Annotated in this window: 19 protein-coding genes; 14 read left to right on the forward strand and 5 right to left on the reverse strand. The window is 70.8% G+C overall.

Annotated elements, in window-relative coordinates; all coding sequences use genetic code 11:
- Nucleotides 1-56 precede the first annotated feature (56 nt).
- From WCD84_RS01030 to aroE, 4 genes are all read left to right on the forward strand, one after another.
- The gene (locus tag WCD84_RS01030; RefSeq protein ID WP_343255525.1) at nucleotides 57-491 is read left to right on the forward strand and encodes a post-PEP-CTERM-1 domain-containing protein; all 435 of its coding nucleotides are present in this window, start codon (nucleotides 57-59) and stop codon (nucleotides 489-491) included.
- Nucleotides 484-2,088, forward strand: coding sequence for a PA domain-containing protein (locus tag WCD84_RS01035; RefSeq protein WP_343280124.1), 1,605 nt, complete (start codon nucleotides 484-486; stop codon nucleotides 2,086-2,088). The genes WCD84_RS01030 and WCD84_RS01035 overlap by 8 nt, the downstream gene beginning before the upstream one ends.
- A gap of 147 nt (nucleotides 2,089-2,235) precedes the next feature.
- Nucleotides 2,236-3,225, forward strand: a complete 990-nt coding sequence (hemB, locus tag WCD84_RS01040; RefSeq protein WP_343255527.1) for a porphobilinogen synthase — start codon at nucleotides 2,236-2,238, stop codon at nucleotides 3,223-3,225.
- A gap of 230 nt (nucleotides 3,226-3,455) precedes the next feature.
- On the forward strand, nucleotides 3,456-4,295 hold the full coding sequence (gene aroE / locus WCD84_RS01045) for a shikimate dehydrogenase (protein WP_343255528.1): 840 nt from the start codon (nucleotides 3,456-3,458) through the stop codon (nucleotides 4,293-4,295).
- 258 nt (nucleotides 4,296-4,553) lie between these two features.
- On the opposite strand, the gene WCD84_RS01050 is transcribed toward aroE, so the two are convergent.
- Nucleotides 4,554-5,099 carry a gamma carbonic anhydrase family protein gene (locus WCD84_RS01050; RefSeq protein WP_343280125.1) on the reverse strand — a complete coding sequence of 182 codons (546 nt, stop codon included), beginning with the start codon at nucleotides 5,097-5,099 and terminating at the stop codon, nucleotides 4,554-4,556.
- A gap of 84 nt (nucleotides 5,100-5,183) precedes the next feature.
- Between WCD84_RS01050 and xth the strand changes: the two genes are divergently transcribed.
- Nucleotides 5,184-5,963 carry an exodeoxyribonuclease III gene (xth, locus tag WCD84_RS01055; protein WP_343280126.1) on the forward strand — a complete coding sequence of 260 codons (780 nt, stop codon included), beginning with the start codon at nucleotides 5,184-5,186 and terminating at the stop codon, nucleotides 5,961-5,963.
- Nucleotides 5,964-6,128: 165 nt separating this feature from the next.
- On the opposite strand, the gene WCD84_RS01060 is transcribed toward xth, so the two are convergent.
- Nucleotides 6,129-6,386, reverse strand: a complete 258-nt coding sequence (locus WCD84_RS01060) for a GlsB/YeaQ/YmgE family stress response membrane protein (RefSeq protein WP_343278796.1) — start codon at nucleotides 6,384-6,386, stop codon at nucleotides 6,129-6,131.
- Between the two features lie 88 nt (nucleotides 6,387-6,474).
- Entirely contained in the window at nucleotides 6,475-7,854 is a 1,380-nt protein-coding gene (locus WCD84_RS01065; RefSeq protein WP_343280127.1) for an AMP-binding protein, read from the reverse strand.
- A 115-nt stretch (nucleotides 7,855-7,969) separates the two neighbouring features.
- Here WCD84_RS01065 and WCD84_RS01070 point away from each other — a divergent pair, with 115 nt between their 5' ends.
- The 7 genes from WCD84_RS01070 to WCD84_RS01100 all read left to right on the forward strand — a co-directional run bounded on the left by WCD84_RS01070 (nucleotide 7,970) and on the right by WCD84_RS01100 (nucleotide 15,400).
- Nucleotides 7,970-8,563: a 4'-phosphopantetheinyl transferase family protein gene (locus WCD84_RS01070; protein ID WP_343280128.1), complete on the forward strand. Its 594-nt coding sequence runs from the start codon at nucleotides 7,970-7,972 to the stop codon at nucleotides 8,561-8,563.
- Nucleotides 8,564-8,588: 25 nt separating this feature from the next.
- The gene (gene rsmG, locus WCD84_RS01075; protein ID WP_343280129.1) at nucleotides 8,589-9,230 is read left to right on the forward strand and encodes a 16S rRNA (guanine(527)-N(7))-methyltransferase RsmG; all 642 of its coding nucleotides are present in this window, start codon (nucleotides 8,589-8,591) and stop codon (nucleotides 9,228-9,230) included.
- A gap of 67 nt (nucleotides 9,231-9,297) precedes the next feature.
- Nucleotides 9,298-10,086, forward strand: coding sequence for a ParA family protein (locus tag WCD84_RS01080; RefSeq protein WP_343280130.1), 789 nt, complete (start codon nucleotides 9,298-9,300; stop codon nucleotides 10,084-10,086).
- Nucleotides 10,083-11,015, forward strand: coding sequence for a ParB/RepB/Spo0J family partition protein (locus WCD84_RS01085; RefSeq protein WP_343255536.1), 933 nt, complete (start codon nucleotides 10,083-10,085; stop codon nucleotides 11,013-11,015). The genes WCD84_RS01080 and WCD84_RS01085 overlap by 4 nt, the downstream gene beginning before the upstream one ends.
- 226 nt (nucleotides 11,016-11,241) lie before the next feature.
- Nucleotides 11,242-11,478, forward strand: coding sequence for a 50S ribosomal protein L28 (rpmB, locus tag WCD84_RS01090; RefSeq protein WP_343255537.1), 237 nt, complete (start codon nucleotides 11,242-11,244; stop codon nucleotides 11,476-11,478).
- Nucleotides 11,479-11,488: 10 nt separating this feature from the next.
- Complete coding sequence (gene rpmG / locus WCD84_RS01095) at nucleotides 11,489-11,653, forward strand: 50S ribosomal protein L33 (protein ID WP_199362505.1); 165 nt, start codon at nucleotides 11,489-11,491, stop codon at nucleotides 11,651-11,653.
- A 288-nt stretch (nucleotides 11,654-11,941) separates the two neighbouring features.
- Nucleotides 11,942-15,400 carry a PAS domain-containing hybrid sensor histidine kinase/response regulator gene (locus tag WCD84_RS01100; protein WP_343280131.1) on the forward strand — a complete coding sequence of 1,153 codons (3,459 nt, stop codon included), beginning with the start codon at nucleotides 11,942-11,944 and terminating at the stop codon, nucleotides 15,398-15,400.
- 122 nt (nucleotides 15,401-15,522) lie between these two features.
- Here WCD84_RS01100 and WCD84_RS01105 read toward each other — a convergent pair whose 3' ends face one another.
- On the reverse strand, nucleotides 15,523-16,191 hold the full coding sequence (locus WCD84_RS01105; RefSeq protein ID WP_343280132.1) for a response regulator transcription factor: 669 nt from the start codon (nucleotides 16,189-16,191) through the stop codon (nucleotides 15,523-15,525).
- A 7-nt stretch (nucleotides 16,192-16,198) separates the two neighbouring features.
- A complete protein-coding gene (gene acs, locus WCD84_RS01110) occupies nucleotides 16,199-18,145 on the reverse strand; it encodes an acetate--CoA ligase (protein ID WP_343280133.1) in 1,947 nt (648 codons plus the stop codon).
- Nucleotides 18,146-18,256: 111 nt separating this feature from the next.
- On the opposite strand from acs, the gene WCD84_RS01115 reads away from it, so the two are divergent.
- Nucleotides 18,257-20,074 (forward strand): DUF294 nucleotidyltransferase-like domain-containing protein, encoded by a 1,818-nt coding sequence (locus tag WCD84_RS01115; RefSeq protein ID WP_343280134.1) that lies wholly within the window; start codon nucleotides 18,257-18,259, stop codon nucleotides 20,072-20,074.
- A 1-nt stretch (nucleotide 20,075) separates the two neighbouring features.
- Nucleotides 20,076-20,705: a 3'-5' exonuclease gene (locus tag WCD84_RS01120; protein ID WP_343280135.1), complete on the forward strand. Its 630-nt coding sequence runs from the start codon at nucleotides 20,076-20,078 to the stop codon at nucleotides 20,703-20,705.
- The last annotated feature ends 62 nt before the right edge of the window (nucleotides 20,706-20,767 follow it).

Here is a 20,767-nt window from a genome sequence, read left to right on the forward strand (position 1 = left end):
AACGGTGGCTCACGCCACGGTTTTCCCGGGTGCCTCGACTCCGAGGATTGACTCCGATGAAACGCACCACCTTGCTGTTGCTGGCCGGCCTGTCCGCCGGCTTCGCTGCGCACGCGGCCGAGCCCGCCACTGCCGACGCACCCGCCACCGGTTCCTATGCAGGCGTCACCGTCGCCATCGATCCCGCCACCGGCCGCCTGCGCGCGCCCACGGCCGCCGAACAGGCCGAGCTGCGCAAGGCCGCCACGGCCGCGTCGCGGCTGCGCACTGCCGACCGCATGTCGATCGCGAAGCCGGGCCCGAAGACCCGCGCCGAAGCCGAGCGCACCACCAAGCGCCACCGCGACGGCCGCGTCAGCATGCAGGTCTCCGAAGACATGATGTCCTACCTCACCGCCACCCAGCTCGAGGACGGCTCGATCGTCATCGGCCACGGCGATGCCCACGGCCATGCCGCGCCCGCGACCACCGTGGAGTCCGCCCGTGAATAAGACGATCCTTGCCTGCGCACTCGCAGCCGCCTCGACCTTCGCCATCGGCGCCGCCAGCGCCGCGACCATCATCCCGGTCAACATGAACGCCCCCGGCGTCGGCCTCAACGATCCCACCCCGGCCGTGCCGGTGGGCGGCAATCCCGGCAAGACCGTCGGCGAGCAGCGCCAGATCGCCTACCAGTTCGCCGCCGACCTCTGGGGCGCCGTGCTGGAAAGCGAGGAGCCGATCCGCGTCCGCGCCCAGTTCACCTCGCTGACCTGCACCGCCACCGGCGGCGTGCTCGGCTCGGCCGGCGCGCGCTTCATCCAGCGTGACTTCGACGGTGCCGTGCCCGGCACCTGGTACGGCGAAGCGCTGGCCAACTCGATCACCGGCGTGGACCTGTCGGTGGGCGAGGACGAGATCAACAGCAACTTCAACGCCGACCTGGGCTCGCCCGGCTGCATGGAGACCTCGGGCTGGTACTACGGCCTGGACGGCAACACCCCCACGGGCCTGATCAACTTCCTCGACGTGGTGATGCACGAAATCGGCCATGGCCTCAACTTCCAGGGCTTCTACAGCCTGGCCACGGGCGCGCCGCAGAGCGGCTACCCGGACATCTATTCCAGCTTCGTGTTCGACAACGTGTCGGGCCTGAACTGGATCGACATGACCAACGCACAGCGCCAGGTGGCGGCGACTGGCGGCGGCCTGGCCTGGACCGGCGCGAACGTCATCGCGCAGGTGCCGATGGCGCTGGCACCGAAGATGACGCTCAGCGGCGGCGGCACCGTCAGCGGCGAGTTCGAGTTCGGCACGGCGGCGTTCGGCGCAGAGCCCACGCCGGCCAACTTCAGCGGCGAGCTGGTGCTGGTCGACGACGGCAGCGCGAACCCGGGCCAAGGCTGCGTGGCCTCGCCCGCCGGTGCCTATGCCGGCAAGATCGCCATCGTTGACCGTGGCACCTGCGCCTTCGAAATCAAGGCGAAGATGGCCGAGGATGCCGGTGCGATCGCGGTCGTGGTCGCCAACAACGTCGCCGGCGTGATCCAGATGGCCGAAGACGCCACCGTGGCCGCGACCGTGCCCACGATCAGCGTCTCGCTGGCCGACGGCACCCTGCTCAAGGACGGCATCCCGGGTGCGACCCTGGCCCTGGAGGAGGACGAGAGCGCCTTCGCCGGCACCGACGATTCCGGTCGCGCGCTGATGTACGCCCCGGCCGTCCTGGCCCAGGGTTCCACGTTCTCGCACTTCGACGTCAGCCATTCGCCGAACGCGCTGATGGAACCGTCGATCAACCAGGACCTGGATGGCTCGCTGCGCGTGGACCTGTCGCCTGCGCTGTATGCGGACCTCGGCTGGGGCCTGAACGACAGCACCGCCAAGACCCGCGGCGGTCGTTGCGATACCGGCGTGCCGGTGCTCGACGCCGACGTCCCGGGCCTGATCGGTGGTGCCAAGCTGCAGGCCGCCGACGCCCTGTGCCGCTCGACGGTGAAGGCCAAGACCGGCGTGGCGGCGTGCCTCGCGCCGTTCATCGCCTCGCTGCGTGCTGTTGACGCGATCCCGGCCAGCGCGGAGTCCGCGCTGCGCAGGTGCTCGCTCTGACTGCAAGGCTGTGATGTGAACCATGGCCGGCGCCCCCCAGCGGGGCGCCGGCTTTTTCAATGCTGTCAGGCCCGGCTTGGCATCGGGCGGGGCCCGCCGACGCTCCGGTCGGCTGCCAAGCGCACACCCGCGACGTAGAATGGCCGCATGGCCTACCCAGACACCCGCTTCCGGCGCATGCGCCGCGACGCATTCTCGCGCCGCCTGATGCGCGAGCACACGCTGACCGTCGACGACCTGATCTATCCCGTGTTCGTGCACGAGCCCGACGGTCGCACCGTCGTGCCTTCGATGCCCGGCATTGAACGCATGTCGATCGACGAATTGCTGCGCGACGCCGAGCAGGCCTGCGAACTCGGCATCCCGGCGCTGGCGCTGTTCCCCGTGACCGCGCCCGAAGCCAAGTCACTCGACGCCGCCGCGGCCTGGGCCGACGACGGCCTCTGCCAGCGCGCGGTGCGCGCGCTGAAGGCGCGCTTCCCCGAGCTCGGCGTGATCACCGACGTCGCGCTCGACCCCTACACCAGCCACGGCCAGGACGGCATCGTCGACGACGCCGGCTACGTGCAGAACGACATCACCGTCGAGGCCCTGGTGAAGCAGGCGCTGTCGCATGCCCGCGCCGGTGCCGACGTGGTCGCACCCAGCGACATGATGGATGGCCGCATCGGCGCCATACGCATGGCGCTGGAAGAAGACGGCCACGTGCACGCGCGCATCCTGGCCTACGCCGCGAAGTACGCCTCCGCGTTCTACGGCCCGTTCCGCGATGCCGTCGGTTCCGCGTCGGCGCTGGGCAAGGCCGACAAGCGCACCTACCAGATGGATCCCGGCAACATCGACGAAGCGCTGCGCGAAGTCGCCGCCGACCTCGACGAGGGTGCCGACATGGTGATGGTGAAGCCGGGCATGCCCTACCTGGACGTCGTGCGCCGGGTAAAGGACGCCTTTGGCGTGCCGACCTTCGCCTACCAGGTCAGCGGCGAGTACGCGATGCTGAAGGCGGCGGCCGCAAACGGCTGGCTGGAGGAGCGCGACTGCGTGCTCGAGTCGCTGCTCGGCTTCAAGCGCGCCGGCGCCGACGGCGTGCTGACCTACTTCGCGCTCGACGCCGCGCGCTGGCTGCGCGAACGCTGACGGAAAACCCGAGGGCACCGCGGCCGTCCTCCGTGGGAGCGGCGACAGCCGCGATCGCGATCGCCGCCATGGCGGCCCCCACTCGAGGCTGCGCGTCCGCATCCAGGCTGCGCCCACATCCGACTGCTCTCCCTCGCCCGACTGCGCGTCCACATCCGGCCACGTTCCCCGGGCGTAGACTCGGGCCATCGGCGACGCGCCGCGCGCCGCCAAGCTTCCGGGAGACAGTCATGAAGCACTACGCAGTGTTCGGGCATCCGGTCGCGCATTCGCTGTCGCCGCGCATCCACGCCGCCTTCGGCCGCGACGCCGGCATCGCCATCGACTACGCCGCCATCGACGCCGACATCGGCGACTTCCGCACCCGCCTGGCGGAATTCGCCGAGCGCGGCGGCGCCGGAGCCAACGTCACCCTGCCGCTGAAGCAGGAGGCGCTTGCGCTCTGCGCCGACACCACCGAGCGCGCGCGCCGCGCCGGCGCGGTCAACACCCTGGTGCGCAACGGCGACGACTGGCACGGCGACAACACCGATGGCGAAGGCCTGGTGCGCGACCTCACCGGCCGCCACGCGCTTGACCTGCGCGCGCGGCGCACGCTCCTGATCGGCGCCGGCGGCGCCGCGCGCGGGGTCGCCCCGGCGCTGCTGGACGCCGGCATCGGCGACCTCTACATCATCAACCGCACGTCGGCCCGCAGCGACGCGCTGGCCGACCTGCTCGGGCAGCCCGGCCGCGTGCATCCGCGGCACATGGCCGACATCGGCACGCTGGGCGAGTTCGAGCTGGTGGTCAACGCCACTTCGGCCGCGCGCAGCGGCGGGCTGCCGACACTGCCGCGCTCGCTGATCGGCCGGCGCATGGCCGCGGTCGACCTCAACTACGGCGAGGCCGCCATTCCCTTCCTCGCCTGGGGCCGCGCCAGCGGCGCGTACGCCGTGGTCGACGGCCTGGGCATGCTGGTGGAACAGGCGGCGCTGTCGTTCGCACGCTGGCACGGCGTGCGGCCGGAGACCGACGAGATCTACGGCGAGCTGCGCGCCGAGCACGCGCATCTGGTCACCGCCGACTGAGCCCGAACCCCCGAGCCAGCTGGGCACCCTGTGGGACCCGGCCACCTGCGCACCCCCCCCTTGTGGGAGCGGCTATAGCCGCGATCGAGGCAACCCGATCGCGGCCATGGCCGCTCCCACAGATGTACGGGCAGCCCGATCGCGGCCATGGCCGCTCCCACAGGTGTACGGGCAGGCCGATCGCGGCTATAGCCGCTCCCACAGGTTGTACGGGGCCATGCGACACAGCCATGGTCGCCCCCACAAGACACCACCGGCTCAACCGGCGGCGAGGTATTCGTCCTTGAGCCGCACGTAGTGCGCGGCGCTGTACAGCAGGCCTTCCACCGCCGCGTCGTCGATCAGGCGCACCATCTTCGCGGGGTTGCCGAGCCACAGCTCGCGGCTGCGCACCACCTTGCCCGGCGCCACCAGCGCACCGGCGCCGACGTAGCCGTGGTCTTCGACCACCACTCCGTCCATCACCGTCGCACCCATGCCGATCAGCGCGCCGTTGCCGATCGTGCAGGCGTGCACGATCGCGCCATGACCGATGGTGACGTCGTCGCCGATGATCGTGGGATAGCCGTCCATGCGCGAATGCGGGCCGGCGTGGCTGACGTGGACGATGGTGCCGTCCTGCAGGTTGCAGCGCGCGCCGATGCGCACGAAGTTGACGTCGCCACGCACCACGGTGCCCGGCCAGATCGAACTGTCGTCGCCGACCCCGACGTCACCGATGACGACGGCGGCGGGGTCGACGTAGACGCGCTCGCCGAGCTTCGGCAGCGTGCCGCGGTAGGGTCTGATGCTGTTGTTGGCCATGGGCGGATTCTAGCCCGGCCATGGTCGCGGCCATGAGCCGGGGCGTGTTTGCCCTGGACGCCGCGGACCGACGATCATTGCCGCATGAAAATCGCCTCGTGGAACGTCAACTCCCTCAACGTCCGCCTTCCCCACCTCACACAGTGGCTGCAGGCCTTCGCGCCCGACATCGTCGGCCTGCAGGAGACCAAGCTCGACGACGAACGCTTCCCCGATGACGCCCTGGCCGCGCTCGGCTACCGCAGCGTGTTCCTCGGCCAGAAGACCTACAACGGCGTGGCCATCCTTGCCCGCGAGCGCGCCATCAGCGACGTGCAATACGGCATTCCCGGCTTCGAGGACGAGCAGAAGCGGGTGATCGCGGCCACCGTCGACGGCGTGCGCATCGTCAACCTCTACGTGGTCAACGGCCAAGACGTGGGCACCGACAAGTACGCCTACAAGCTGCGCTGGCTGGCGGCGGTGCACGCCTGGCTGGCCGACGAGCTGCAGCGGCACCCGAAGATGGTGGTGCTGGGCGACTTCAACATCGCGCCCGACGCGCGCGACGTGCACGACCCGGAGGTGTGGAACGAAACCCACATCCTGACCTCCACCGCCGAGCGCGCCGCGCTGCAGGCGCTGCTGGACCTCGGCCTGCACGACGCCTTTCGCCTGCACAGCGACGAGGCGGGGGTGTTCAGCTGGTGGGACTACCGCCAGGCCGCGTTCCGCCGCGACCTCGGCCTGCGCATCGATTTCACGCTGGTGTCGGATGCGCTGCGGGAGGCCGCGGTGACCTCGGGCATCGACCGCGAGCCGCGGACCTGGGAACGCCCCAGCGACCACGCCCCCGCCTGGGTCGAGCTGCAAATCCCGCAGTAGGAGCAGCTATAGCTGCGACCGGAATATCAGTGGCACAGCCGGGTGCTGCGGTCGCAGCTGTGGCACAGCCGGGTGCTGCGGTCGCAGCTATAGCTGCTCCTACTGCGGGAATGAAGAAGGCCCGGGAATCCCGGGCCTTCTTGAACCATCGCTGCGACGAGCCTGTCAGCGCACGCTGCCGCGTCGGAACAGGTTGACGATCGCCAGCAGCACGATCGCGCCGATGAGCGCGGTGATCAGGAAGCCGAGCCAGCCGCCACCCAGGCCGAGGCCGAGCATGGGCAGCAGCCACCCGCCCAGGAAGCCGCCGATGATGCCGACGATGATGTTCAGCAGGAGTCCCTGCTGGCCGTCGGTGCGCATGATGATGCTGGCAAGCCAGCCGGCGATGCCGCCGACGATGAGATAGACGATGAAATTCATGGATCCTCCGGATTGGTCCTCGCCGGTACGGCGCGACGCCAGTCTGGGGATTCACCCGTGATGGGGGCGTGGGCGTTTTCCCGGCGGGTCAAGCCCCCGAAAGCAGGTCCAGCAAGGCCTGTCGCGGGAGCTTGCCGGTGTCGTTGCGCGGCAGCGCATCCACCAGGCGCAGCGGCCGCGGCAGGAACACCGGGTCCACCACCTGGCGCAGCGCGTCCCTGATCGCGGCCTCGTCCAGGCCCGGGGCCACCACCGCGGCGGCCAGGCGACAGACGCCGCAGGCATCGGGCGCGAGCTGCACCAGCGCCGCGTCGCGGACGCCGGCGATCGCGAGCAGGCGATGGGTGAGGTCGCCCAGCGAGGCGCGCTTGCCGGCGATCTCCAGCAGGTCCGACTGCCGTCCGCACAGCCGGAAGCGGCCGCCGGGCTGGAGTTCGACGATGTCGGCCAGGGCCACCGCGGCGTCCAGGTGCGCCGCATGCACCAGGGTGCCATCGGGCTGCGGCTGCAGCTCGACGTCGGGCAAGAGCGTCCAGGCCTCTTCGATGGCGGTGCGCCGGCGCGCGAGGATGCAGGTTTCGGTGGAGCCGAACAGCTCGCGCACCTCGCAGCCGAAGGCGGCTTCGGCGGCCGCGGCCAGGGCCGGCGGCAGCGGCGCGGTGGAGGCGATGATGCCGGCCAGCGGCGGCAGCTTCACGCCCGATTCGACCAGCGCGCGCAGGTGCACCGGCGTGGTCACCAGCAGCGGCGGCAGCGGCGCGGTGGCCAGCGCGGCGGCGATGTCGATCGGGAAGAACGGACGCGCCTGGTGCACCGCCACGCCGCCGACCAGCGGCAGCAGCACCGACATCTCCATGCCGTACATGTGCTGCGGCGGCACGGTCGCCACCACGTGCGCGGTGGCGCCGGCGGGCAGCAGGCCTTCGAGCGCGGCCATGTTCTGCGCGGTGCTGGTGGCAAAGCTGCCCCAGGTCTTGGGATTGGCCGTGGGCGCGCCGGTGCTGCCCGAGGTGTAGCCGATGGCGACGGTGGCGGCGTCGGACAGCTGCGGCATGCCGCCGGCCAGGCGCGGCAGCGCATCCGGCAAGCGCAGGTAGTGCGGCAGCGGCACCATGTCGGCGCAGCCGCAGGCGTCGGCATCGCCCAGGCAGTAGCTGTCGGGATGCCGGGCGCGGACCTCGTCGATCGCGGCGCGCGTGCGCGAAGGCGGCAGCAGGGTCACCTGACCGCGCACGGCGGCGGCGGCGAAGGCGACCAGGAAGCGGTAGCGGTCCTCGCACAGGTTCACCGCGAACGGCCGCTCGGGCAGCAGCGCGGCCACGCCGCGCACTTCGGCCAGGAAATCCGCCAGCGCCACGCTGCCGCCCTGGCCGTAGGCGACCGCGCGGCCCGGCGCACCGGCGGCCAGCGGCGACCTTGGGCCGGTTGCGGCGTCCGGCCGCTCGTGGATGGTGATGACTGCCGACATGCGCTGCATTCTCCCGGACGCGCCCGCGTCCCCCTGTGTACGGACTGCCGGCTCCCTCCGGCAGAGGCGGTACTTTACGCTGGCAATCCGTCCCATCCAAAGGAATCCCGCGCCGATGCCGCTGTCCGCAGGCCAACTCCAGCTCGGCCCCGTCCGCTGCGCATGGCGACCCTATCGCCACGGCCAGCAGGCGGAACCGCTGGTGCGGGAATGGCTGTCCAGCGAGCTTGCCTCGCCCGCCGGCAGCCTGGCGATCAGCCGCAGCGGGCATGGCCGGCCGCAGCTGGGCCCGCCGCACCATGACTGGGACGCCAGCTGGAGCCACAGCGGCGAAGGACTGCTGATGGCGCTGGCGCGTGGCCTGCGCGTGGGCATCGACATCGAAGTGAAGCGGCCGCGGCCCAAGGCCCAGGTACTGGCCGACCGCTTCTTCGCGCCCACCGAAGCCACGACGCTGGCGGCGATGCCCGACGCGACCCGCGAGGCCGCCTTCGTCCGCCTTTGGTGCGCCAAGGAAGCGGTGCTCAAGGCGCACGGCCAGGGGCTGTCCTTCGGACTGCACCGGCTGGTGTTCGCATGCGTGGACGAGGCCTGGCAGCTCGCCGACTGCGATCCGGCGCTCGGCATTCCCGCGGACTGGACCCTGGAGACGTTCCGACCGGCGCCCGACTACCTGGCCACCGTGGCCTGGCGCGCGCGCTGGACCTGAGGCGCAGCCGCCTACAATGGCCGCCATGCACACCGATCCCCATCCGGCGCTGGACACCGGCCTTGCCGAACTCGGCCTGGACCCGGCGCTGGCCGCGCCGCTGCGCCGCTACCTCGACCTCTTGGCGCGCTGGAACCGCACCTACAACCTGACCGCCATCCGCGACCCGCGCGAAATGGTGACCCTGCACCTGCTCGACTCGCTGTCGATGCACGCGCATGTGCGCGACATCGCCAGCCTGGCCGACCTCGGCGCCGGCGCCGGCCTGCCCGGCATCCCGCTGGCGATCGCACTGCCGGCGCTGCAGGTCACCCTGGTCGAATCCAACGGCAAGAAGGCGCGTTTCCTGCGCGAGGCCGTACGCACATTGGGACTCGCCAACGCGCAGGTGGCCGAGTCGCGGGCCGAAGCCGTGGACATGCCCGGCGCCTTCGACGCGATCACCGCGCGCGCGATGGCCAGCCTGGCCGACATCCTTGCCGTCGGCGGCCACCTGCTCGCACCGGGCGGCCGGCTGCTGGCGATGAAGGGCGCACGCCCGGAGGCCGAACTCGCCGCGCTGCCCGCGGGTTGGCAGGTCGAAGCCGTGCATCCGCTGGCCGTGCCAGGGCTTGCCGCCGAACGCCACCTGGTCGTGGTGGGCCGCGCGGCGCCCGCCGGGGCATAATCACCGACCCGATCACGATTCCGTGCCGGGTTCCCGCCGCAGCCCTGCATCGAGGCAGACCGAGCCCATGGCCCGCATCATCGCCATCGCCAACCAGAAAGGCGGCGTCGGAAAGACGACCACGGCGGTGAACCTTGCCTCCGCGCTCGCGCAGACGCCCAAGCGCGTGCTGCTGGTCGACCTCGACTCGCAGGGCAACGCGACCATGGGCAGCGGCGTGGACAAGCGCGAGCTGGCCGCGTCCACCTGCGACGTGCTGCTGGAAGAAGTAAGCGCCGCCGATGCCCTGGTGCGCACCCCCGAAGGCTTCGACCTGCTGCCCGGCAACACCGACCTGACCGCGGCCGAGATCGAGCTGATGGACGCCGAGGGCCGCGAGCAGCGCCTCAAGCGCGCGCTCGACCCGCTGCGCCCGAAGTACGACTACATCATCATCGACTGCCCGCCGGCGCTGTCGCTGCTCACGCTCAACGCGCTCACCGCCGCCGACAGCGTGCTGGTGCCGATGCAGTGCGAGTACTACGCGCTGGAAGGCCTCAGCTCGCTGCTGCAGACCATCGAGGCGTTGAAGCAGAAGCTCAATCCGGCGCTCGAGATCGAAGGCGTGCTGCGGACCATGTTCGACGTTCGCAACAACCTCACCAATGCGGTTTCGGCCGAGCTCGTCAGCCACTTCGGCGACAGGGTCTTCCGCACCATCGTGCCGCGCAACGTGCGCCTGGCCGAAGCGCCCAGCCATGGCCAGAGCATCGTCGGCTACGACCGCGCCTCGCGCGGCGCCATCGCCTACCTGGGCCTGGCCGGGGAAGTGATCCGCCGCCAGCGCGAGCGCGAACAGAAGGAGAAGGCGGCATGACCGCAGCCAGGAAGCCGCCGGCCAAGGCCGGCACTGCGAAGAAGCGCGGCCTCGGCAGGGGGCTCGAGGCCCTGCTCGGCCCCAAGGCCGCCGAAGAGGCGCCGGCGCTCGAGGCGCGCCCCGGCGACGCCCTGCGCACCCTGCCCGTGGACGCGCTGGCGCCAGGCAAATACCAGCCGCGGCGGCACATGGACCCGGCGAAACTGACCGAGCTTGCCGAATCGATCCGCGCCCAGGGCGTGATCCAGCCGATCGTGGTCCGTCGCCTGCCCGACCGCACCTACGAAATCATCGCCGGCGAGCGCCGCTGGCGCGCCTCGCGCGAAGCCGGCCTGGCCGAGATTCCGGTGGTGGTGCGCGAAGTCGACGACCGCACCGTTGTGGCGATGGCGCTGATCGAGAACATCCAGCGCGAGGATCTCAATCCGCTGGAAGAAGCCCAGGCCCTGCAGCGCCTGATCGACGAGTTCGACCTGACCCATGCCGCCGCGGCCGAAGCCGTGGGCCGCTCGCGCGCAGCGGTGTCCAACCTGCTGCGCCTGCTCGAGCTGCCGCCGGCGATCCGCGCACTGGTCGAGGCCCGGCGACTGGAAATGGGCCACGCCCGCGCCCTGCTCACGCTGTCGCCCGACCTGGCCAGCAAGCTGGCCGCCGACGCCGCCGAGCACGGCTGGTCGGTGCGCGAGGTCGAACATCGCGCCCAGCAGTTCGCCGCCGGCCGGGTGCCGACGACCGCGAAGAAAAAGGGCAGCGGCAGCACCGCGCGTCCGCAGGCCGACATCGTGGCGCTGGAGAACGAGCTGTCCGGGGTCCTGGCGGCCAGGGTCAGCATCGCCCACGGGCGCGGCAACAAGGGCAAGCTGGTGATCCACTACAGCGACCTGGACACCCTGGACGGGGTGCTGGAGAGGCTGCGCGGACAGCGCTGAGCGGGCGCCAGGCCCCCGGGCTTGCCTTGGGAAGGTGCGAGCCCGCATAATGCTTGGCTCGCTGCGTCCGGCCGCCCAGATCGGGTGGTCCAGGCGGCCCGGAATGCGATCCGGCGCCTGCCCGGCAGCAATCAATGACCCGTATCGCATGGCGCATCCCGCACGGGACGCCGGGGCCGCCGTCCCCCAGGCCATGGGGAACACCCAATCACCATCGAGGTGCGTTATGTCCCGAGTTTGCCAGGTGACCGGCAAGCGCGTGCAGACCGGCAACAATGTCTCGCACGCCAACAACAAGACCCGTCGCCGTTTCCTTCCCAACCTGCACGAGCGCCGGTTCTGGGTTGCCAGCGAGAACCGCTGGGTGAAGCTGCGCGTTTCCGCGGCTGCCATGCGCACCATCGACAAGAATGGCATCGACTCGGTCCTGACCGAGCTGCGTGCCCGCGGCGAAAAGGTCTGAGGAGGACACCATGCCCAGCAAGCGCGACAAAATCCGCCTGATCTCCTCGGCCAACACCGGCCACTTCTACACCACCGACAAGAACAAGAAGAACACGCCCGCGAAGATGGAGATCAAGAAGTACGATCCCGTCGTCCGCAAGCACGTGATCTACAAGGAAGGCAAGATCAAGTAAGGCCGCGGCCTCACGCGATCTGCGAAAAAGCCCGCCGCAAGGCGGGCTTTTTCGTTGTGGGAGCAACCATTTCCCGCTGTGGGAGCGGCTACAGCCGCGATGGCACGCGTGGCGCTCCCCGCAGGAGCAGCTACAGCTGCGACCGATCCATCCGGGATATATGCCCGGAATCGCCGCCACTGGAAGCCGCTGCAGGTCGACCGGCGCTATCCTGTGGCGCAGCTGTGCTGCGGGTGACGGGGCCGGTCGCAGCCGTAGCTGCTCCTACAGTGTCGAAGGGGAACGCGGATGCTGCCAGGCTGGATCCTGCTGCTGGTGTCGCTGGGCTACGCGGCGCTGCTGTTCGCGGTCGCCTGGTGGGGCGACCGCAATCCGGTGCACATGCGCGCCGGCGGCACGTGGATGCGGCCGCTGGTCTACAGCCTGTCACTGGCGGTGTACTGCTCGTCGTGGACCTTCTACGGCGCGGTCGGCACCGCGGCGCGCAACGGCATCGGTTATTTCGCGATCTACCTCGGCCCGCTGCTGATGCTGCTGTTCGGCTGGCGCATCCTCGAGCGCCTGGCGCTGGTGGCGCAAAGCCAGAGCACGGTCTCGATCGCCGACTTCATCGCCGCCCGCTACGGTCGCGCGCAGCGGCTGGCGGCCCTGGTCACCCTGATCGCGCTGATCGCCGCGGTGCCCTACCTCGCGCTGCAGTACAAGGCGGTCACCCTGAGCCTGCAGGTGCTCGGTGGCGGCGACGAACTGCTGGACAGCATCGGCGATCCCGCGCTGTACGTGGCCGTGCTGATGGCGCTGTTCGCGATCCTCTACGGCACCCGCCGGGTGGATGCCACCGAGCATCGCCCGGGCATGATGCTGGCCATCGCGCTGGAGTCGATGGTCAAGCTGGTGGCGCTGCTGTTCGTGGGCGCATTCGCCGTGTTCTGGTTCTCCGGCCGCGAGCTCCAGCTGGCGGAGGCCACCCGCGCGCTGCTGGCCGAGGCGCCGCCGGTGGGATTCATCGGCCAGACCCTGCTCGCCTTCACCGCGATCATCTGCCTGCCGCGGCAGTTCCACGTCGCGGTGGTGGAGTGCATGGACGTGGCCGACATCCGCCGCGCGCGCTGGATGTTCGGCGCCTACCTGGCGCTGGTGTCGCTGGCAGTGCTGCCGATCACCGCGGCGGGCCTGGCCATGTACGGCAGCGGGTCGGTCGCGTCGGCGGACACCTTCGTGCTCGGGCTGCCGCTGGGCGCGGGCCGCGACCTGCTGGCGCTGTTCGCCTACGTCGGCGGCTTCTCCGCGGCCACCGGCATGGTGATCGTGTCCAGCGTGGCGCTGGCGACCATGGTCTCCAACGACCTCATCATGCCGCCGCTGCTGGCGCGCGGCTGGGCGCAGCGCCACGACGGCAACGTGGCCTCGACCGTGCTGTGGATCCGGCGCGCGACCATCATCTGCCTGGCCGCGCTGGCCTGGGGCTACTACCGGGTCAGCGGCAGCGACACCACGCTGGCGTCCTACGGGCTGATGTCGTTCGCGGCGGTGGCGCAGTTCGCGCCGGCGCTGATCGGCGGACTGTACTGGCGCGGCGCCAGCCGCCAGGGCGTGGAGGCCGGCCTGCTGCTCGGCTTCGGGATGTGGCTGTACACGTTGCTGCTGCCCACGCTGACCGATGCGGGCTGGTTCAATAGCGCTTGGCTGCACGACGGCCCCTTCGGCTTCGGCTGGCTGCGGCCGCGCCAGCTGTTCGGACTCGAAGGCTGGGACACGCTCACCCACGGCACCTTCTGGTCGCTGCTGGCCAATGTCGGCGCGCTGTTCCTGGTGTCCGCGCGCTGGCGCCCGAGCTTCGAGGAGCGGCTGCGGATCGCACCTTTCCTTGATCCGTACGCTGCCGCGCAGCTTCCGCTGGGCACCGGCGTGCCGTACAGCTCGATGCAGGTCGGCGACCTGATGGTCCTGGCCGGCCGCATCGTCGGCGTCGCCACCGCGCGTCGCGCCTTTGCCGACCACGCCGCCGCCAGTGGCCGCGAGCTGGAGCCGGATACGCCCACCGACCGCAGCTGGGCGCAGTTCACCGAGCGCCTGCTGGCGGCTGCGATCGGCGCGTCTTCCGCGCGCCTGGTGATGACCAGCGCGCTGAAGGGCTCCGGCATGGACGTGGCCGAGGTGGTCGCGGTGCTCGACGAGGCCGGCCAGGACCTGCGCTTCGACCGCGCCATCCTGTCGGCCACGCTCGACAACCTCGACCAGGGCGTGAGCGTGGTCGACCGCGGGATGCGCCTGGTGTCCTGGAACCTGCGCTATGCGGAGCTGTACGACTATCCCGAGGGCATGCTCTACGTCGGTCGCCAGGTGGCCGACCTGATCCGTTACAACGCCATGCGCGGCGAACTCGGCGGCGGCAACCCCGACGTCGAGGCCGAAGTCGAGAAGCGCATGGACTACATGCGCGCGGGCTCGCCCTACGTGTTCGAACGCGTGCGCAGCACCGGACAGGTGGTGGAGATGCGCGGCCAGCCGCTGCCCGGCGGCGGCTACGTCACCAGCTACAGCGACGTCACCGAGTACAAGCGCGTCGAGCGCGAGCTGCGCGAGGTGAACGAGACGCTGGAGCAGCGCGTGGCCACCCGGACCCGCGAGGCCGAGGCCGCGCAGGCCTCGCGCACGCGCTTCCTGGCGGCGGTCAGCCACGACGTGCTGCAGCCGCTCAACGCCGCGCGCCTGTTCGCATCGGCGCTGCGTGAGAGCGACACCGCGGCCGAACAGCACCACCTGGCCGAGCGCGTGGACACCTCGCTGCGCGCCGCCGAAGAGCTGCTTGAAGGCCTGCTGGACGTCTCGCGACTGGACACCGGCGCGCTGGAACCGCAGCTGTCCGACTTCGACGCCGCCGAACTCCTGGCCGATCTTGCCGCGCAGTACGCGCCCCTGGCGGGGGCCCGCGGCATCGACCTGCGCGTGCACGCCCGCCACCTGCCCGTGCGCAGCGACCGCCGCCTGCTGCGCCGGGTGCTGCAGAACTTCCTGGCCAACGCCCTGCGCTACACCCGCGAGGGGCGCATCGTGCTCGCCGCCCGGCCGCGCGGCGGCGCGGTGGAACTGCAGGTCTGGGACACCGGCCCGGGCATCCCGGAGTACCACCTGCGACAGATCTTCGAGGAGTTCTTCCGCATCGACCAGCCGGGCAGCTGGGACGCCCAGGGCCTGGGCCTGGGCCTGTCGATCTGCCAGCGCATCTCCAACGTGCTGTCGCATCCGCTCGACGTGCGCTCGCGCCCGGGCCGCGGCAGCATGTTCTCCATACGCGTGCCGCGCTCCGCGCACGCCGTGCTGCCGCCCGTCCCGGTGCCGGCCACCAGCCTGCCGGATTCGCTCGAGGGCATGCGCGTGCTGTGCGTGGACAACGACGTCGACATCCTCGCCGGCATGGTGCTGCTGCTGGGGCGCTGGAAAATCGAAGTCCTGCGCGCGACCACGGTGGACGAGGCGCTGCAGAAGATGGCGCTGGCGCCCGACGTGCTGCTGGTCGACTACCACCTGCATGACCGCATGGACGGGCTGGACATGCTGGACGCCCTGCGGGAGCACGGACCGCGCGTGCCGGGCGCGCTGGTGACCGCCGACGGCAGCGACCAGGTCAAGCGCGATGCGCGCGCGCGCGGCTACCGGGTGCTGACCAAGCCGATCAAGCCGGCGTCGCTGCGGGCCTTCCTGGCGGCGCAGCGGAGCCCGCACATGGCCGGGCATACGCCGTAGCCAGCGGCAGCGACACCTGCAGGTGCAGCTATCGCTGCATGCGGAGGACGCAGTGACGGGGTCGCAGCTATAGCTGCTCCTACAGGGGCGGGTCGGGCACGGACGACCGAGCCGACGGTCCCTCAGTCGCCTTCGTCGGGCTGCGGCGCGATCACGCCGGGCTCCAGCGCCAGCCTGCCGGCGATCAGCACCGCCTGGGTGCGGTTGCTGGCGCCGAGCTTGCGCAGGATGGCGGTCATGTGGGCCTTGATGGTGGCCTCGGACACGCCCAGGTCATAGGCGATCTGCTTGTTGAGCAGGCCTATGCCCAGCATCTGCAGCACGCGGAACTGCTGCGGGGTGAGGTCGGCCACGCGCTGCGCGGCGTCGTGCTCTTCGGCGCCCGCGGCCGGGGCGACAAGCGCGGCCGGCGGCGCCCAACGGTCGCCTTCGAGCACCTGCGCCAGCGCCTGGCCCAGCGTGGCCGAATCCACCGACTTGGGGATGAAGCCCATGGCGCCGTGGTCCAGCGCGCGGCGCATCACGGCCGGCTCTTCACGCGCGGACACCACGACCACCGGCAGCTCCGGATGCTGCGCGCGCAGGTGGACCAGGGCGCTGAAGCCGTGCGCACCCGGCATGTTGAGGTCGAGCAGCAGCAGGTCGGCGTCGGGCTCGGACTCCACCAGGGCGTAGAGCTTGTCGACGTTGTCGGCTTCGCGCAGGGTGGCCCCGGGCATCACGCGCGCAACGACCCCCCGCAGCGCTTCGCGGAACAGCGGGTGGTCGTCGGCGATCAGCAGGGTGGCCACGTGCGTGTCAGGCGCCCCGCCGGTTGCCCAGCAGCGCGTCGACCACCGACGGGTCGGCGAGCGTGCTGGTGTCGCCGAGCTGGTCGGGCGCGTTCTCGGCGATCTTGCGCAGGATGCGGCGCATGATCTTTCCCGAGCGGGTCTTGGGCAGCGCCGGCGCCCACTGCAGGAAGTCGGGGGAGGCGATCGGGCCGATCTCCTTGCGCACGTGCGCCACCAGCTCCTTGAGCAGCTCGTCGCTTTCGACCTCGCCCGCGATCAGGGTCACGTAGGCGTAGATGCCCTGGCCCTTGATGTCGTGCGGGAAGCCGACCACGGCGGCCTCGGCCACCTTCGGGTGCAGCACCAGCGCGCTTTCCACCTCGGCGGTGCCGATGCGATGGCCGGACACGTTGATGACGTCATCGACGCGGCCGGTGATCCAGTAGTAGCCGTCGGCATCGCGGCGCACGCCGTCGCCGGTGAAATACATGCCCGGGTAGGCGGCGAAGTAGGTGTCGAAGAAGCGCTGGTCGTCGCCGTAGACGGTGCGCATCTGGCCCGGCCACGAGTCCATGATCACGAGATTGCCCTCGCATTCGCCCTCCAGGATGTTGCCGGCGGCATCCACGATCGCCGGCTGCACGCCGAAGAACGGCTTGGTGGCCGAGCCCGGCTTGGTCGGCCAGGCACCGGGCAGCGGCGAGATCAGGATGCCGCCGTTCTCGGTCTGCCACCAGGTGTCGACGATCGGGCAGCGGCTGTCGCCCACCACCTCGTAGTACCAGCGCCAGGCCTCCGGGTTGATCGGCTCGCCGACGCTGCCCAGCAGGCGCAGCGACTTGCGCGAGGTGCGCTTCACCGGCTCGTCGCCCTCGCGCATCAGCGCGCGGATGGCGGTGGGCGCGGTGTAGAAGATGGTGACCTGGTGCTTGTCGATCACCTGCCAGAAGCGCGAGGCGTCCGGATAGCTCGGCACGCCCTCGAAGATCAGCGAAGTGGCGCCGTTGGCCAGCGGCCCATAGACGATATAGCTGTGGCCGGTGACCCAGCCGACGTCGGCGGTGCACCAGTAGACGTCGTTTTCCTTGAGGTCGAACACGCACTCGTGGGTGTAGGACGCGAACAGCAGGTAGCCGCCGGTGGTGTGCAGCACGCCCTTGGGCTTGCCGGTGGAACCCGAGGTGTACAGGATGAACAAAGGATCCTCGGCGTTCATGCGCTCGGGTTCGCAGGTGTCCGGCTGGCCGTCGACCACGGCGTCGTACCAGCGGTCGCGCGGCATCTGCATGTCGACCGCGCCGCCGGTGTGGCGGACCACGAGCACGGTCTCGACGGTGGTGGTGCCCGGCAGCTTGAGCGCGGCGTCGACGTTCGCCTTCAGCGGCACCTTCTTGCTGCCGCGCAGGCCTTCGTCGGCGGTGATGATGAGTTTGGCGCCGCTGTCGCCAACGCGATCGGCGATCGAGTTGGCGGAGAAGCCGCCGAAGACCACGTTGTGCACCGCGCCGATGCGCGCGCAGGCAAGCATGGCGACGGCCGCCTCGACGATCATCGGCAGGTAGATGGTGACGCGGTCGCCCTTGGCGATGCCGAGGCTGCGCAGGGCGTTGGCCAGGCGGCAGACGCGGGCGTGCAGCTCGCGGTAGCTGACGCGCTTCGCCTCGTCGCCCGGGTTGTCGGGCTCGAAAATCAGCGCGGTCTTGTCGCCGCGGGTGGCGAGATGGCGGTCGAGGCAGTTCACGCTGAGGTTGAGCTCGCCGTCGGCGAACCAGCGGATCCGGAAATCCTCGCGGTCGAAGCTGACGTCGCGGATGCGGGTCGGCGGCTTCATCCACTCCAGGCGCTGGGCGATGCGGCCCCAGAACGCGTCGGGATCGCGGATGGACTCGGCGTAGTCGCGCTCGTAGTCGGCTGCGGTGACGTTGGCCTGCGCGGCGAAGTCCTCGGGGACGGGATAGATATCTTCGGACATGACGGCTCACCCTCTGGAACGTGTACAGGTCAGTGTGCCGCATTGCCGTGCGACCGGGTTTTTAGACCTTGGTCTATTCACGGCCCCGCGCGCGCGACGCACAATGCGGCCATGGATCCCGTGCCCGGCCTGGACCTCAGCCTGCCGCCCTTCGACCTGCTCGACGACGCCGGCCGCCGGCGCCTGCAGGCCGGCGTCGACATCGGCTTCCATCCCGGCGGCAGCACCCTGATCGAGGCCGGCAGGGACTCGCCGCACGTCTTCGTCATCCTCAAGGGCCTCGTGCACGCCTTCCAGGTGGACGACCGCGGCCGCGAGGAGCGCTTCGCCGACTACGGGCCGGGCGACGTCATCGGTGCCTGGGCGGTCATGGCCGGGCGCGCGCGCCTCAGCTACCGCAGCGATGGCGACTGCCTGAGCCACCTGATCCCGGCCGCCACCTTCCGCCAGCTGCTGGCCGACAACCCGCGCGTGGCGGCGTACTTCAACGAGGGGCTGGCCACCAAGGGCCGGCTGTCCAGCGGCAGCGAGCGGGGCGAGGCCGCGGAACTGATGGTGATCCGGGTCGGCGAGGCCGACCTCGCGCCCCCGGAGCGCGTCGACGCGACGACCAGCATCGCCGACGCCAGCACGCGCCTGCGCGAGCGGCGCGTGGACTGCCTGCTGGTCTACGACCGGGCCCACGACGCGCCGGGCATCGTCACCCGCACCGACCTGCTGGATGCGCTGACCCGGCTGCGCCTGCCGCTGGACGCGCCGATCGGCCCCCTGGCCAGCCGCCCGCTGGCCACCATCGGCACCGGCGAAGTGCTGTTCCAGGCGCTGATCGACATGACCGAGCGCCAGATCGAGCGCGTGGTGGTGACCGAAGGCAGCAAGGTCGCGGGCACCCTGGGCATGGCCGAGGTGCTGGCGCACTTCGCCAGCCATTCGCACCTGATCAGCCTGCGCCTGGCCCGCGCCCGCGACATCGACGCCATCGCCGAGGCCGCCGCCGGAATGCCACGGCTGGTGCGCAGCCTCAACGTCAACGGCACGCGCATCCCCTACATGATGGAGCTGGTCAGCGCGCTCAACACCCGCATCATGGGCCGCATCTTCGAGCTGGTCGTGCCGGCGGAGCTGCGCGACCGCGTCTGCCTGCTGGTCATGGGCAGCGAAGGCCGCCGCGAACAGCTGCTCAAGACCGACCAGGACAACGCGCTGGTGCTCGCCGACGACCTTGAATGGCCGGGGCTTGAAGATGCGATGGGCCGCTTCAGCGCCGCGCTGGCGAAGGTCGGCTATCCGCCGTGCCCCGGCAAAGTGATGGTCGACAATCCGCACTGGCGCATGAGCGCGTCGCAGTGGCGCCACCGCATCGGCCAGTGGAAGCGCGTGCATGGCGGTCACGGTGCGCTGGACCTGTCGATCGCGCTCGACGCGCGGCCGGTGGCCGGCAACGCGGCGCTGTTCGCGCCGGTCAAGGACGCGCTGATGGCGCTGGGCGACGACGGCATCCTGCTCCACCACCTGGCAGCGGCCACGCTCGAGTTCGACACCCCGCTGACCTTCTTCGGCCGGGTCCGCGGCGGCGCCGTCGGCACCGACATCAAGAAGGGCGGCATCTTCCCGGTGGTCCACGGCCTGCGTTGCCTGGCACTGCGCCACGGGATCACCGCCACCGGCAGCCGCGACCGCTGCGCCGCACTGGTCGAGTGCGGCGAGCTGTCGCCCGGCCTTGGCCGCGACCTGCCGCAGGCGCTCAACGTGTTCCAGCACATGCGCCTGGACGCCCAGTTCGCCGCGCTGGCCGACGGCAGCGCCCCCGACAACCACATCGACACCTCGCGCCTGCGCCGCCTCGACCGCGAGCTGATGCGCGACGCGCTGCACGTGGTCAAGGACTTTCGCAGCCACATCCGCCAAAGCTTCCACCTGCGGGACTAGGATGCGGTCCTTCCGGCGCTGGTGGTTGAAGCGGAAGACCGGCGACGGCGAGTGGGCCGGCCTGCTGCGGCCCGCGCCGCCGGGCGAATGGGTCAGCCTGGACCTGGAAACCACCGGCCTGGATCCGAAAGAGGACCATATCCTCAGCCTTGCCGCGGTGCCCGTGCGCGACGGCCGCGTGCTGACGTCCGAGCGCTTCGAACGCCGCATCCGCGCCGACCGCGCCTTCGGCATCGAGTCCATCCGCCACCACCGCATCACCCCCGACGAGGCCGCGGAAGGCGTGGCGGTGACGGCCGCGGTGCGCGAATTCCTGCACTGGCTCGAGGGACGCACCCTGCTCGGCTACCACCTGTCCTTCGACCTGGCGATGCTGTCGCCGCACGTGCGCGCGCTCACCGGCTTCGGCCTGCCCAACCCGCGCGTGGACCTCGCGGATGCATTCGCTGCGCGACAGCGCCGCGCCCAGCCCAATGCACCGCCCAACCTCGACTTCCAGCACATCGCCGGCGCCCTCGGCATCCCCTTGCTTGCCCGCCACAGCGCGCTGGGCGACGCGGTCACCGTCGGCCTGTGCTGGCTGGCGCTGAGGGATGCCCGCCAGCCTGCGGCGGGGACCCCGCGCCGCTAGCACCGCAGGCACGCCCGGTCCGGCGTATTCGACCAATGGCGAATAGGCGGGCACCGCCCACG

This window comes from Luteimonas changyuni (assembly GCF_039548395.1).
GTDB lineage: Bacteria > Pseudomonadota > Gammaproteobacteria > Xanthomonadales > Xanthomonadaceae > Luteimonas.

What these genes read in the sequence shown, in the direction of transcription:
- WCD84_RS01030 (WP_343255525.1), top strand. Translation starts at nt 57, where the DNA reads ATGAAACGCACCACCTTGCTGTTGCTGGCCGGCCTGTCCGCCGGCTTC.
- hemB (WP_343255527.1), top strand. Translation starts at nt 2,236, where the DNA reads ATGGCCTACCCAGACACCCGCTTCCGGCGCATGCGCCGCGACGCATTC.
- aroE (WP_343255528.1), top strand. Translation starts at nt 3,456, where the DNA reads ATGAAGCACTACGCAGTGTTCGGGCATCCGGTCGCGCATTCGCTGTCG.
- WCD84_RS01050 (WP_343280125.1), bottom strand. Translation starts at nt 5,099, where the DNA reads ATGGCCAACAACAGCATCAGACCCTACCGCGGCACGCTGCCGAAGCTC.
- xth (WP_343280126.1), top strand. Translation starts at nt 5,184, where the DNA reads ATGAAAATCGCCTCGTGGAACGTCAACTCCCTCAACGTCCGCCTTCCC.
- WCD84_RS01060 (WP_343278796.1), bottom strand. Translation starts at nt 6,386, where the DNA reads ATGAATTTCATCGTCTATCTCATCGTCGGCGGCATCGCCGGCTGGCTT.
- WCD84_RS01065 (WP_343280127.1), bottom strand. Translation starts at nt 7,854, where the DNA reads ATGTCGGCAGTCATCACCATCCACGAGCGGCCGGACGCCGCAACCGGC.
- WCD84_RS01070 (WP_343280128.1), top strand. Translation starts at nt 7,970, where the DNA reads ATGCCGCTGTCCGCAGGCCAACTCCAGCTCGGCCCCGTCCGCTGCGCA.
- rsmG (WP_343280129.1), top strand. Translation starts at nt 8,589, where the DNA reads ATGCACACCGATCCCCATCCGGCGCTGGACACCGGCCTTGCCGAACTC.
- WCD84_RS01080 (WP_343280130.1), top strand. Translation starts at nt 9,298, where the DNA reads ATGGCCCGCATCATCGCCATCGCCAACCAGAAAGGCGGCGTCGGAAAG.
- WCD84_RS01085 (WP_343255536.1), top strand. Translation starts at nt 10,083, where the DNA reads ATGACCGCAGCCAGGAAGCCGCCGGCCAAGGCCGGCACTGCGAAGAAG.
- rpmB (WP_343255537.1), top strand. Translation starts at nt 11,242, where the DNA reads ATGTCCCGAGTTTGCCAGGTGACCGGCAAGCGCGTGCAGACCGGCAAC.
- rpmG (WP_199362505.1), top strand. Translation starts at nt 11,489, where the DNA reads ATGCCCAGCAAGCGCGACAAAATCCGCCTGATCTCCTCGGCCAACACC.
- WCD84_RS01100 (WP_343280131.1), top strand. Translation starts at nt 11,942, where the DNA reads ATGCTGCCAGGCTGGATCCTGCTGCTGGTGTCGCTGGGCTACGCGGCG.
- acs (WP_343280133.1), bottom strand. Translation starts at nt 18,145, where the DNA reads ATGTCCGAAGATATCTATCCCGTCCCCGAGGACTTCGCCGCGCAGGCC.
- WCD84_RS01115 (WP_343280134.1), top strand. Translation starts at nt 18,257, where the DNA reads ATGGATCCCGTGCCCGGCCTGGACCTCAGCCTGCCGCCCTTCGACCTG.
- WCD84_RS01120 (WP_343280135.1), top strand. Translation starts at nt 20,076, where the DNA reads ATGCGGTCCTTCCGGCGCTGGTGGTTGAAGCGGAAGACCGGCGACGGC.